We start from the raw sequence: 13,078 nt of genomic DNA on the forward strand, positions 1-13,078 counted from the left end.
TATTGTAGACGGCCTTGTGTCATAAAAACCACAAAAATGTCATACAATTTTGTCATAATTGAAAAAAAATTACTGATGGCAAATCAATGTTATTCATCATATTTAAGCAATTCTTTTTATTAGGCTGTATGAGCTTTGGTGGCCCTGCAGCACACCTTGGTTACTTCAAACGCCACTTTGTTGATAATTTAAAATGGCTTTCTGCTGAACGCTATGCCCAACTGATTAGTCTTAGCCAAGCATTACCGGGCCCAGGTTCGAGTCAAGTTAGCTTTGCGATGGGGGTTGAAAAAGGAGGGGTATTGGGTGGCCTGTGCGCTTTTATTGGGTTTACCCTACCCTCATTTTTAATCATGTTTTTTCTGGCTCTAAGCGCTCATCAATTTGGTGATATATACTTTGCAGTAATTGCTGGGCTAAAACTCTTTGCAGTAGTGATTGTTGCCGATGCAACCTATAGCATGGCAATGAGCTTTTGCAAAAACCACTTACATAAACTTATAGCAGTGCTAAGTACTGTTGTATTGATTATTTTCTCACAATTATCGAGCCAAATTTTAGTACTTATTGCAGCAGCGGCTATAGGTTGGTGCTATCCACAACTTAAATTACCTGAAAGCCAAGAGCAAAAATCAGTGAAAATAGCTTGGTTACCACTTGGCTTATTTGCCATCTTGTTATTAATTAGTTTTTTACCTTTCGGTGAATCGCTTTCTTTGTTTGCCCCATTTTATCAAACTGGCGCTATGGTCTTTGGTGGCGGTCACGTTGTGTTACCTATTTTACAAGCTGGTGTACCGAGCCTTGAAACTGAGCAGTTTTTATCGGCTTATGCCAGTGCCCAAGCCATACCTGGACCGATGTTTACTATCGCTACTTATTTAGGCGCACAAGTTACACCAAGCATTCCACTTGTAGGTGCTATTGTCGCGACCATCCTGATTTTCTTACCGGGTTTTTTGTTGATGTTAGCCTTTATGAAAAGCTGGTTACAGTTAGCAGATAAGCCACGCTTTGCAGGCAGTATCGCAGCGCTAAATGCCGCTGTAGTGGGGTTTTTAGCCGCTGCTCTTTATTCACCGATTTGGCAATCGGCAGTGCAAAATCTATGGCAAGTAGCTTTAGTCATTGCAGCATTTACATGGCTAAGAATGGCAAAGCCACCTATTTGGTGGCTTTTGTTAGGCTTTATTACGATTAGCTTATTGATTGGTCAGCTTTAAGCTTTCTCACGTGGAGGATTAGCTACCTTGATACTAGGCTTTAAGCCAGTTTGGGCTTCGCTTGTGCTCAACTGACCCGTAACACTTTGATAAGGTCTAAGCCCAAAAATAGGCAGTACAGCAAGTAGATGATCCATGATCTCTGCTTGCAAGTGCTCGTATGAAATCCAGCGCTTATCCTCACTAAAGCAATAAAACTCAATAGGTAAACCATGATTTATTGGTTGCAGCTCTCGCACCATTAAAGTTAAATCACGATTAATTTTTTCATGTTGCTTTAAGTAACCTTCAGCATAACGTCTAAATAAGCCAAGATTTGTTACTGGGTTAGGTAAATTTGCTACTCGTATGTAGTCATGCAAAGGAATTGCATCATCAATTTGCTCTCGAAAAGCATCATCCACCAAACGAATACTATTCATATCAATGTTTAAAGAACGCTTGATACGACGACCACCTGACTCTTGCATACCACGCCAGTTTTTAAATGACCCTGCAACTAACATGTAAGTTGGAATGGTTGTAATCGTGTTATCCCAGTTACGCACTTTTACTGTATTTAAGCCAAGGTCGATAACTTCACCGTCTGCGCCATAGCTATCCACTTGGATCCAATCACCATAAGTTACTAGTCGATTTGCTGCTATTTGAATACTGGCGACAAAACCCAAAATGGTGTCTTTAAATACGAGTAAGGTCACCGCCGCTATCGCACCAAAGCCAGACAAAATATAAGTTGGCGACTTCTCTAGCAAAATGCTCACAATGAGAATGGCGCAAACCATAAAAGTGATAAGTTTTACAACTTGGATCAAGCCCTGAATCGGAATATCGCGCGCAAAATCAAGCTGGTTATAAATACCACCAGCAATGCTCACCACACTACTTAAAATGAAGCCACCGTAAATGATCAGTGCAATTTGACCCACCGTTTTAAGTACTAATGCAGCGACATCATGAACTGGATAAACATAATCGAAGGTCGCTAAATAAAGTACACAGCACAATATCCCTGCAAAACGACGGTTTAACTTATTGAGCATAGGTGTGAGCGCACCAATACGCTCAGGAGACAGGCGTGTAACAACCTTTTGAATACCCGGTAGTAATAAGCGACGGGTAAACATGTAAATTATTAGTAATGAGCCAACGCCGATAGCTGTAGCGGTTAATGCACTTATTAGCGCCGCGTCTGGCATTGATTCAAACCAAGGCATCACCAACTCTTGTAGGTGAGTTTGCTTCATGGCGCTTCAATCTCCTTATTGATGGTAGCAAGGTACTCAGCTTGCTGAGCTTGGTGATAAGTTAGTAGCTGAGCATCTTTTTGTAACCACAACTCATTAATATGTTGTTGGAAAGCCGTTCTAAATGCACGGTCATGCTGATAATCACCAATCATCTCTGCGCTAATTGCTTGCACTTGCACTTCAACTTTAATCACGTTTAAACGGCCACGCATCAGGTTACGGCAAATATGGTCGCCCTCCCCCTGATAAATAATCGAGGTATTTAATAATGCATCAAATTGCTCACCTAACACCTCAAGAGCAAATGCTATACCGCCTGCTTTGGGCTTTAAAAGGTAAGTAAACGGACTATTTTGCTTACTGTGCTTTTGACTTGTAAAGCGCGTGCCTTCAACAAAGTTAATGATTGTTGTTGGGTGATTACGAAAATCACGGCAGCTACGTTTGGTGCGCTCAACATCAAGCCCTTTCAGCTTAGGATTTTTTGCCAGTTGCGCTTTGCTCACCCGCTTCATAAAAGGCATACCCATAGCCCATGCGCCAGTGCCAATGAATGGCACATACTTCAGCTCATCTTTTAAGAAAAACTTTGGCGCGGGTAAAACATCGATTGCACTCAGAACAACAATGTCTAGCCAGCTCATATGATTAGAGATAAGTAAGTACCAACCATCTGTAGTAACTTTACCTTTAATATCAATTTCAATTACTGGGCAACCTAACCACAAGGCAAAGCGGTTACCTTTACACCAACCGCGATAAGCTAAATGAAGAATATCGCTAACCACCTTAAATGGCAGTAGTAACTTAAGCACACCAAACAGCAGCACCAGCGTGCCCCAAATAATCACATTAGCAAACAAGACAATACTAACTAGAACGCCTGTTAACCAATTTGGTAAAAATTTCTTTAACATATGTGTGCTCTCGACTGCGTTAGCAATACTACTGCGTTTTAGCTTCTAATTCGGCTAACTGTTGATTTTTTTCTTCCCAAATTCGATTTAGCTCAGCTTGAAAATTTACTCTAAACTCTGCATCGCCCGTATAATCCCCAATCAAATTTGGACTCACTTCCATCACTTCTACTCGCACATCGACTTGCTTTACTCGACCACTAGCAAAGTCCACAAAGCTAGGAATACCACCAGGGTAATGAATGGTTACATTCACTACTTTGGAAATTTGTTCACCCATTGCTTGCATAACAAACGCAACCCCGCCCGCTTTCGGCTTTAATAGGTGCTCAAAAGGACTATTTTGGCGAGAATGCTTTTGCTCAGTAAAACGCGTACCTTCAACAAAGTTAACAATACTCACTGGCATTTCTTTAAACTTTTCACAGGCTTTGCGCGTGGTTTCTAAGTCTTTGCCACGCAATTTAGGGTTTTTCTTTAACTGGGCTTTACTCGTACGAGTCATGAATGGGAAATCCAACGCCCACCATGCAAGACCCAAGAAAGGAACGTATATCAGCTCTTTTTTCAAGAAAAAGTTTAAAAACGGAATACGGCGATTAAACAGACGTTGCATAACAACGATATCGACCCAGCTTTGATGATTCGCGATCACCAAGTACCAGTCTTTCGCTTTTAACTGCTCAAGACCTGTCACGTTCAGATTATATGAAGCAAATATGTTTTGGTTGATGCTGTTGCAACTCACCCACATAGTGGCGCATTGCTTAGCAATCCAACTCATTAATTTTTGCAATGGCTTGATTGGAATAAGCTTTATGAGGCCACAAATAAAAATAGGCACAAACCAAAAAAGGGTATTGAGGGTGTAAAATAAAAAACTGAACACACAACGGATCATCGACATTACTACTTATTCCTTTAACGCTTAATCTTCAAAATACGTATAGCCAGCAAGGCCTGCATTTAGTTCTGATAAATATTGTGCCTTAGATTGCTCATCAATTGCCAGTGAGTTGACCCGTTTTGCAAAGTTTTCAGCAAGAATCTCGCTATCATAATCAACAAACTTTAATACGTCCTTAACACTGTCACCTTTAATGGCATTAGTCAGTTGATAGCCTGCTTCTGTAAGCTCAACATGCACTGAATCTGTATCGCCGAACAGGTTATGTAAATCACCTAAAATCTCTTGATACGCACCCACTAAAAACATTGCAATATGGTATTGCTGACCTTGCTTGTACTCAGGAATAGGTAAGCTGCTCTCTATGCCTGTGCCTTCGACATAATCACGAATTTGCCCATCTGAGTCACAGGTAATGTCTTGAATAATGGCGCGCTGTGTTAATGGCTGATGCAAGTTTTCAACTGGCATGACAGGGAATAACTGCCCAATCCCCCAGACATCGGGGAGTGACTGAAATAATGAGAAGTTAACGAAGAGCTTATCGGCAAGTTTCTCGTTTAAATCGTCTAACACTTCTCGATGTGAACGGGCATTCTCACTAAGTGATGCACGAACACGATGTAAAATTGTGAAATACAACTGCTCGAGCTTCGCCCACTCAAGCATAGTGAGTAGGCCATGCACATATTGGTCATGGGCTTCACTGAATAGATGCATTGCATCATGATAAATTTCCAACGCCATACGCGGTGTTAAACGCTGTAAACACTGCCACATTTCATCTAGTACCAATACACTGCCTGCCTCTGGCGCCGTTGGATTTGCATGGTTTGGCGCACGCTCAACATCAATAACATCTGTAATTAATACCGCGTGGTGCGCTGTTAACGCACGGCCTGACTCGGTAATAATGGCAGGGTGTTTTAGGTCATGTTGCTGACACACTTCAGCAAACGCATTAACTACATTACGCGCATATTCTTCAACACTGTAGTTCATTGAACACGAACTACGTGACCCAGAGCCTTCGTAATCAACACCTAAACCGCCACCGACATCCACGGTATTAAGTGGTACGCCTAACTGTGTTAACTCTGCAAAGTGACGAGCACATTCACGCAGTGCGCGATGAATATCGCGGATATTGGCAATTTGCGAGCCGATGTGGAAATGCACTAGTTGCATTAAATGAAGTTTATTGCGCGATTTAAGCAGCTCAACCGCAGATAGCACTTGCCCTGCTGTTAAACCAAACTTACCTTTTTCGCCACCGGTATTCTGCCATTTCCCCTTACCAACCGAGTTTAAGCGAATACGAATCCCAATTGATGGCTCGATGCCTAGGTCATCAATTTCTGCCAATAGAGTAGTTAGCTCAGAAAGTTTTTCTACAACAATATGAACCTTATGACCCATGCCTTGGCCAATACAGGCTAAGCGTAAAAACTCACTGTCTTTATAACCATTACAAACGATGGTAATTGGCTCTTGTGCTACACCTAAAATAGCCATCAGCTCAGGTTTTGAGCCGGCTTCAAGGCCCACTAAACCACTTGGGTGAGCAAGTAGTTTACTGACCACAGAACGCTGTTGATTAACTTTAATTGGATAAACACAGGTATAACTACCTTGGTATTCACGGGCATTTCGTGCTTTGGTAAATGCGCTAGTCAGCGTTTCAACGCGATTTTGTAAGATATCGGTAAAACGCACTAAAACAGGTAGGGTAAGACCTTGCTTTTTAAATTGCTCAGTCAGTTCAGATAAAGACACCGCGGCTTTAGTTTGATCGCCATCAGGGTAAGCCACCAGCTCACCTTGTGCGTTGATGTCAAAGTAACCGTCACTCCAGTGAGCAACATTGTATGTTTCGCGTGCTTTATCTAAACCCCAAGTCATGGCAATGTCTTCTGTAAATTCATTAAATATAAACGCACATTTTAATACGCTAGGGCTGACCACGCTAACAAAAATTGCGCTGTATGCCAAAGTGATAAAAAATATTCGCTATACTGATTAAAATTTGATTGAGCAATTAGCCAAGCACTGGCAGAATTGCACCCCTTTTTTACCATTAACCAAAAGTGTATAAGCAAGATGGCTAATTTAGATCAAAATAACTGGTTCACTGAAATTAGTGACCGTGATGGTAGTGCCTTTTCATTACGCATTACTAAGAAGCTTGATGAACAGCAATCGCCATTTCAAAAAGTAGAAATGTACGAAACAACTGACTTCGGTAATCTGATGATTATTGACGGTTGTACTATGGTAAGTAGCCGTGAAAACTTTTTTTACCACGAGATGATCAGCCATCCGGCATTGCTTGCACACCCAAATCCAAAAAATGTTGTGATCATTGGTGGTGGTGACTGCGGTACTTTACGCGAAGTATTAAAACACCCAAGTGTTGAAAACGTAACGCAAATTGATATCGACGAAGTCGTGACACAAATGTCACTTAAATACTTCCCTGAGCTGTGTGAATCAAATCAAGATCCGCGTGCTACAGTGATGTTTGATGACGGCATCAAGTACATGCGCGAAGCAGCGCCAGAATCAATCGATGTAGTCATTGTTGATGGTACAGATCCAGTTGGCCCAGGCGAAGGTTTATTTAACCACGCTTTCTATACCAGCTGTTTAACTGCACTTCGCCCAGGTGGCATCTTAATTCAGCAAAGTGAATCGCCACTTATGCACATGCCACTTTTAGTTGAAATGCGTGATGCAATGACTGAAGTGGGCTTTGTTGACTTACAAACGCTGCCTTTCCCACAACCAATTTATCCAAGTGGTTTATGGTCTGTAACGCTTGCTCGTAAGTCAGAAGCGTTCGCTGGTTTTCGTGAAGATGATGCCAATAAACTTGCGCAAAGCACTGAATACTATAATGCAGGTATTCACCACGGTGCATTAGCCACACCTAATTATATGAAACGTGCTTTCGAGAAAAAGTAAGCGTTTTGACTAGATGAAAAAAGGGCTCATTGAGCCCTTTTTTGTTGTATTAAACCTTAAATCTATTAACTAACTGATTCAGTTCGTCAGTAAGCTGATTCATACGGTTAGCGACCTCTTGTGTTGAACTCGCTAACCCGCCTCCATGTTGGGTTTGATCGTTTAGATCAGACAGGTTTTGACTAATTTCATCTGCCACAGCAGTTTGCTCTTCAGTTGCTTGTGCTGTTTGCATCGCCATATCATTTACTTTGACCGATGATTCTTGCATCGAGTTAAGTATATCGTTAGTTTGGGTAAACGATTCTACTGCTTCATCAGCAAAACGCTTACCACTATTAATCGCCTGTAAGGATTGCTCAACACTGGCTGCAAATTGCTCAACCATAGTTTGAATATCATTAGTGCTTTCTTGGGTCCGAGTTGCTAGGGTACGAACCTCATCTGCAACCACCGCAAAACCTCGCCCTTGCTCACCAGCTCGCGCAGCTTCAATTGCGGCATTGAGTGCAAGTAAGTTAGTTTGCTCAGCTATAGCGCGAATAACTTCAAGCACTTTAGCAATGTTGTCTGAGCTTTGTTGCAGTTCAGTGGAACGTTGGCTGGCATGTTCCATATTATCTGACAAGGCAACAATTTTTCGACTCGAGTTATCAACCGCAGCCAAGCCTTGTTTAGCCAGTTGCTGTGAGTTGTCAGCTTCATGGGATGAGTTTTGTGCCACACCTGCAACCTCACGACTTGCAACGCTCATTTCATGTACTGCACTAACTATTGATTCAGATGCTTGGCTAAGCTTTTGATTTATTTGATGGTTCTGATTAGCAAAATTATCAAGGTCACGACCTAAATTATGCAGCTCTTTAGCCTGTCCAAGTATGTCTTTGATAAGTTGTTGTAGGTTATCTAAAAACCCGTTAAAAGCCGTCGCAAGTTCTGCAAACTCGTCTTGTGTTTTTACATTGATACGGCCTGTTAAATCACCATCTCCCGACGCAATCTCATTAATTCGCTCTGTCACAAAGTTAATCTGCTTCGTGAGTTGTCGAGGTACATAATAGCTAAACCAACCAGCGACAAGTAAAACGATAGCGATCATTATCATTAGTTTAACTTTAAAGCTGATAACACCATCCATTAACTTCTCAGTTTCAGATTTTGATGTTTTATCTGCTGCTTCGCCTGCTTTATCTAAAATATCCCTCAGTGCTGAAAATGTTTGTTCAGCAATCTGCTTTTTTTCACTGTTTTGTGGGTCATTAATAAAGTTTTTTGATGCCGAATACCATGAATCAAATGCGCTATCAAAATGACGGAACCGGTCGACTACCTCGGTGTAAGGTGACATGTAAGACAAGTATTGCCCAAAGCGCTCTTTAACTTGATCGGCATTTTCTTGATGTTCATTTAGATAAGTTTTATCTGTGTTACTGCTTGTAACAAGAGTAAGCTCGGCAACCTTTGCTTGGTAAATATCTCTATCAGCATTAACAACGACCGAAATCGCATTCAAAAATCGTTCTGATTGCGCGTCAACAGCTTGTTTTTGCAAACTGATAAGATAAGTGTAGCCTGCAATTAGAATAAGAATGGCAATGCCTAACAAAATAATCGGTAGGGAACTTTTAACGCGAATGCTTTGTAAATTCATACATTTTCCTAATTAAAAATCGAAACCAGCATGCTTATTGAATCTTAGCTGAAAAATATAAAACTGTATGAAATTAAAAGTGCCAACTCGCTGAAAGCTGAAATTGCTGCTGCGAGTTATGCTCATTAAATCCCATACCGGGTCTGTTTTGAGCGTCACTGCTCAGCACTGAATATTCAGCACCTACTTGCCACTTGGTTGACAGTTGATAACGCCAACTTGCGGTTAAAGCTTCTCCACGACTTTGGTTAGGATCAAATTGCCAATCATCATGATCGCTAACCTTGAAATAATCATACCTAATTGTGAGACGATGCTGGTCTAACTTGTGGCTTAATAAAACAAAATGGCTATAAAAATCATTGTCTACCCCACGATTTGTACCCATCGCAGTTTTACCATCAAGGAGCTGTACAATAATGCGTGTTTGCTTATTAAACTTATACAACCATGCCGCGCTTAAAAAACGTGTATCCCACGCATATTGACCAGTACGGGTATTCAAAGCACCTGGATCGCCATTGTTGTCATAATAATAGACACGTAATTGTGATTTTTTTTGATAATCCCAATGAGCGCCAACGTAATAGCCAAAGCGCCCATCGACTTCTTCGAAAGGCTCCACGTGCTCGGCTTGCTTATCTAGCTGCGACCATTCAAATGAACGTGGAACAGCAAAATCAATTTGTTCATTGAACGTAGTCTGCCTGCCATGCATAGCAAAGCCACGCCATGACAGCAACGTCCCAGCAGGATCGTTGCCTTTAAAAACCGCAGCAAAGCCTTCAAAACTATGATTACTTCTAAATTGCCTACCTGGGCGCTTGATGTTTGCCTCTAAACCAAAGGCCCGCACTTCTTCGCCAATCCAAGTATTAATCGCAGAATTAGTGTAGTTATAAGGTGACATCCAGCCATTTTGCGGGTTCTCAAGCGACATTTTGGGATAAAAGCCACCTCCTTTCACTGTCCATTTATAACGACTAGCTGTAAGAGGCTGATATTGCAAATAAGCCTGAGTTAAACCAACTGTTAGTTCTGGATCAGGGTGAGCGTTAAGTACTGTGTGCGCAGACCAATCGCTATTTAACTCAAAACGACTACTCAGCATAGCTTGGGATATCACAACACCATCATGCTCTTGGTCATAAAGGTATAAGCCAATTCCTTTACGCTGATAGCTAGCTAGTTGGTCACCACGCACAGCCGAAACAGTTACCAGACCATCATGCTCAGCATATACCACTGCAGGCAACCCAAAAACACTCGCCAATAGCAAGGCTTGCCATTTATTCATAATCATCAAACTCGTCACTGCTTAGTTCTAATTTTGGTAATAAGTTTTGCTTTAACTGATAGCTCACCGACTTTGCATTGTTCGTTATCTCGATAGTTTCTGGTGTACTGATATCATTAAAGCGGTCATGCCAAACAGCCAAAGTAAACTTACTTTCAGGTAAGCTTAATTCAACCATACCTTGATCATCTGTTTGCCCATAAATCCCACCATCGACGACCACAATGTAACCCAGCATCCAGTCATGAATGTTACAGCCAAGCTCAACAACCCCCGATTGTGCAAAGTTAATCGGTTTTTCGGGTTTATCGTGGTAAAGCTTTAACTCAAATTGCTTTGTTTTAGAAAATGAATAAACGTGGTGCATGATTGAATCAAGGTTAGGAAATTCAACATTTGCCCCTTGTGGCACTGCCAGCACATGAGGCACAAAGGCACGTTCTTTTTGGCTCATGGTATAGTGACTATCAGCAACAGCAAGCTGTTTTGAACCTTTGAGCCAAACCACGGCATTCTTGACTGGCTGATTCTGCTTATCAACTATCTGTATTTGCTGTGCCAATAAACTTTGACTAAACAATAGTAGCAACAGGGTTATTCTTATCATTTTGCTTAACCTTTTTAGGTGCAGGGCTGATATCGCAGCGTTCACTTTGTTGAATACGTATGCAGATCTCTCGTATTAACCGGCAAGTCACTTTATGCTTTAAGGATGTATGAGAATACGTGACAACAATCCATAACCATAAGCCGCCAAGGAACAATAATGCGATTAACTGCCTTAATGTTAGCAGCCTTTTCAGGTACTTGCCTAGCACAAACCACAACCGTCAGTTCACCTGATGGGCAGATCAAAGTAACTATCTCAGATGAGCAACACACACCTAGCTACGAAATCAGCTTTGCAGGTAAACAAGTCATTGCTAACTCTTCGTTAGGCCTTGTTTTTAAACAACAACCAGCAATGAGCGAAGGTTACAAAATTAGCAGCCAAACCACTGACTCTGTAAAAAACAGCTGGGATCAACCTTGGGGTGAGCGCCAAACAGTAGTTGATAACCATAACGAAGTCGCTGTTACTTTTAAAAAACCACAACCACAAGGTGGCACGTTTACGGTACGTTTTCGCGCTTTTAATGATGGTGTAGGTTTTCGATACGAATTACCAAAACAAGCTGGCTATGATGATGTAGAAATCACTAAAGAGCTTACAGAATTTGCAATTACAGACTCATCAGATGCAACAGCTTGGTGGATCCCCGCTCGTGGTTGGAACCGTTATGAATATGTTTATAACACCACCCCACTTCATAAAGCAGCACTTGTGCACACACCATTTACTATAAAAAATAAAGAGGGTGTGCATATTAGTATTCACGAAGCTGCCCTTGTTGATTATGCAGGCATGGTGTTAAATCAACGTCGTGATGGTACCTTCCAAGCCGATTTAACACCTTGGTCAGACGGTGTAGCGGTTAAAAAGCACGGCGCATTTAATACTCCTTGGCGTACAATTCAAATTGGTGATGAAGCCGTTGATTTAATCAACTCAGATATCATCTTAAACCTAAATGAGCCAAATAAGCTGGGTGATGTATCTTGGGTTAAACCGGGTAAATACGTAGGTATTTGGTGGGGTATGCACATCAATGAAAATACTTGGGGTAGCGGTAAAATTCATGGTGCAACCACTGCAAACACGAAATATTACATGGACTTCGCTGCTAAATATGGCTTCGATGGCGTGCTAGTCGAAGGCTGGAATATTGGCTGGGATGGCGACTGGTTCTATAACGGTGACGTTTTTAGCTTTACACAACCTTATGACGACTTTGATATTGAAGAGCTGACACGTTACGGCAAAGAAAAAGGCGTACAATTAATCGGTCACCACGAAACGTCGGGTAACGTGACTAACTACCGTAACCAAATGGAAGATGCATTTGCGTTATACGAAAAATCAAATGTAAGCCAAGTTAAAACAGGCTATGTCGCCGACGGTGGTAACATCAAGCGTATCGATGAAAATGGTATTGTACGCAAAGAGTGGCACGATGGTCAGTTCATGGTTAATGAATACCTACACAACGTAAAACTTGCTGCAAAACATAAAATTAGTATCAACACGCATGAGCCTGTGAAAGATACCGGCCTACGTCGTACATACCCGAACTGGATTGCTCGTGAAGGTGCCCGTGGTCAAGAGTTTAACGCTTGGGGTACACCGCCGAATCCACCAGAGCATATTCCAATGCTAGCTTTCACGCGTATGCTTGCAGGCCCAATGGACTTTACGCCAGGTATTTTTGATATGGGCTTTAACGGCTTAGGTGCTGATACCAACCGCCCACAAACAACCCTAGCGAAGCAATTAGCGCTATACGTTGTAATGTACAGCCCAATTCAAATGGCGGCAGATTTACCACGTAATTATTTAGCGAAGCCAGATGCATTCCAGTTTATTCAGGATGTACCAACTGATTGGCAACAAAGTATTGCACTACAAGGTGAAGTTGGCGATTTCGTTGTATTTGCACGTAAAGAACGCAAGCGTGATCAATACTCAGGTAACGACTGGTATCTAGGTGCTGTTACAGACGAAAAAGCCCGCACTTTAGAAGTGAAGTTAGACTTCTTAGATAAAGGTAAAAAATTTGAAGCGCAAATCTACCGTGACGGTGACAAAGCTGAATGGATAAATAACCCTTACGACTTAAAAGTAGAAAAACGCATAGTGACTGCTGATGATAAGCTAACGTTAAAGCTTGCCACCAGCGGCGGTACAGCGATTCGTTTTAAAGCAATCTAAGCTAAAAGCTGTTAGTTTAAGCTTCAAGTAAAAAGAGCGCGGCATTTGATGTCGCGCTTT

General features: G+C 41.7%; 10 protein-coding genes. 3 read left to right on the top strand and 7 right to left on the bottom strand.

What is annotated here, in order from left to right; genetic code table 11:
- Positions 1-86 precede the first annotated feature (86 nt).
- Positions 87-1,223, top strand: coding sequence for a chromate efflux transporter (gene chrA, locus JIG37_RS00850; RefSeq protein ID WP_199528404.1), 1,137 nt, complete (start codon positions 87-89; stop codon positions 1,221-1,223).
- On the opposite strand, the gene JIG37_RS00855 is transcribed toward chrA, so the two are convergent.
- From JIG37_RS00855 to speA, 4 genes are read right to left on the bottom strand one after another with little or no spacing between them, the layout of a single operon-like run.
- Positions 1,220-2,470, bottom strand: a complete 1,251-nt coding sequence (locus tag JIG37_RS00855; RefSeq protein WP_054554419.1) for a mechanosensitive ion channel domain-containing protein — start codon at positions 2,468-2,470, stop codon at positions 1,220-1,222. The genes chrA and JIG37_RS00855 overlap by 4 nt on opposite strands.
- Complete coding sequence (locus tag JIG37_RS00860; RefSeq protein WP_054554420.1) at positions 2,467-3,390, bottom strand: acetyltransferase; 924 nt, start codon at positions 3,388-3,390, stop codon at positions 2,467-2,469. Before JIG37_RS00860 ends, JIG37_RS00855 begins: the two co-directional genes overlap by 4 nt.
- A gap of 28 nt (positions 3,391-3,418) precedes the next feature.
- Positions 3,419-4,297 carry an acyltransferase gene (locus JIG37_RS00865; RefSeq protein WP_054554421.1) on the bottom strand — a complete coding sequence of 293 codons (879 nt, stop codon included), beginning with the start codon at positions 4,295-4,297 and terminating at the stop codon, positions 3,419-3,421.
- A gap of 21 nt (positions 4,298-4,318) precedes the next feature.
- Entirely contained in the window at positions 4,319-6,199 is a 1,881-nt protein-coding gene (gene speA, locus JIG37_RS00870; protein WP_054554514.1) for a biosynthetic arginine decarboxylase, read from the bottom strand.
- A 198-nt stretch (positions 6,200-6,397) separates the two neighbouring features.
- Between speA and speE the strand changes: the two genes are divergently transcribed.
- Entirely contained in the window at positions 6,398-7,261 is an 864-nt protein-coding gene (gene speE / locus JIG37_RS00875; protein ID WP_054554422.1) for a polyamine aminopropyltransferase, read from the top strand.
- Between the two features lie 49 nt (positions 7,262-7,310).
- On the opposite strand, the gene JIG37_RS00880 is transcribed toward speE, so the two are convergent.
- From JIG37_RS00880 to JIG37_RS00890, 3 genes are all read right to left on the bottom strand, one after another.
- Positions 7,311-8,912, bottom strand: coding sequence for a methyl-accepting chemotaxis protein (locus JIG37_RS00880; protein WP_054554423.1), 1,602 nt, complete (start codon positions 8,910-8,912; stop codon positions 7,311-7,313).
- Between the two features lie 73 nt (positions 8,913-8,985).
- A complete protein-coding gene (locus JIG37_RS00885; RefSeq protein ID WP_244664326.1) occupies positions 8,986-10,209 on the bottom strand; it encodes a hypothetical protein in 1,224 nt (407 codons plus the stop codon).
- Entirely contained in the window at positions 10,202-10,816 is a 615-nt protein-coding gene (locus tag JIG37_RS00890; RefSeq protein WP_138618424.1) for a methylamine utilization protein, read from the bottom strand. Before JIG37_RS00890 ends, JIG37_RS00885 begins: the two co-directional genes overlap by 8 nt.
- Positions 10,817-10,975: 159 nt before the next feature.
- On the opposite strand from JIG37_RS00890, the gene JIG37_RS00895 reads away from it, so the two are divergent.
- The gene (locus JIG37_RS00895) at positions 10,976-13,018 is read left to right on the top strand and encodes a glycoside hydrolase family 97 protein (protein WP_199528406.1); all 2,043 of its coding nucleotides are present in this window, start codon (positions 10,976-10,978) and stop codon (positions 13,016-13,018) included.
- Positions 13,019-13,078 lie beyond the last annotated feature (60 nt).

Source organism: Pseudoalteromonas sp. bablab_jr010 (genome assembly GCF_016464105.1).
Classification (GTDB): domain Bacteria; phylum Pseudomonadota; class Gammaproteobacteria; order Enterobacterales; family Alteromonadaceae; genus Pseudoalteromonas; species Pseudoalteromonas simplex.

Coding starts and splice junctions, on each gene's coding strand:
- JIG37_RS00895 (WP_199528406.1), top strand. CDS start 10,976: ATGCGATTAACTGCCTTAATGTTAGCAGCCTTTTCAGGTACTTGCCTA.
- speA (WP_054554514.1), bottom strand. CDS start 6,199: ATGACTTGGGGTTTAGATAAAGCACGCGAAACATACAATGTTGCTCAC.
- JIG37_RS00855 (WP_054554419.1), bottom strand. CDS start 2,470: ATGAAGCAAACTCACCTACAAGAGTTGGTGATGCCTTGGTTTGAATCA.
- JIG37_RS00890 (WP_138618424.1), bottom strand. CDS start 10,816: ATGATAAGAATAACCCTGTTGCTACTATTGTTTAGTCAAAGTTTATTG.
- JIG37_RS00880 (WP_054554423.1), bottom strand. CDS start 8,912: ATGAATTTACAAAGCATTCGCGTTAAAAGTTCCCTACCGATTATTTTG.
- JIG37_RS00860 (WP_054554420.1), bottom strand. CDS start 3,390: ATGTTAAAGAAATTTTTACCAAATTGGTTAACAGGCGTTCTAGTTAGT.
- chrA (WP_199528404.1), top strand. CDS start 87: ATGTTATTCATCATATTTAAGCAATTCTTTTTATTAGGCTGTATGAGC.
- speE (WP_054554422.1), top strand. CDS start 6,398: ATGGCTAATTTAGATCAAAATAACTGGTTCACTGAAATTAGTGACCGT.
- JIG37_RS00885 (WP_244664326.1), bottom strand. CDS start 10,209: ATGAATAAATGGCAAGCCTTGCTATTGGCGAGTGTTTTTGGGTTGCCT.
- JIG37_RS00865 (WP_054554421.1), bottom strand. CDS start 4,297: ATGTCGATGATCCGTTGTGTGTTCAGTTTTTTATTTTACACCCTCAAT.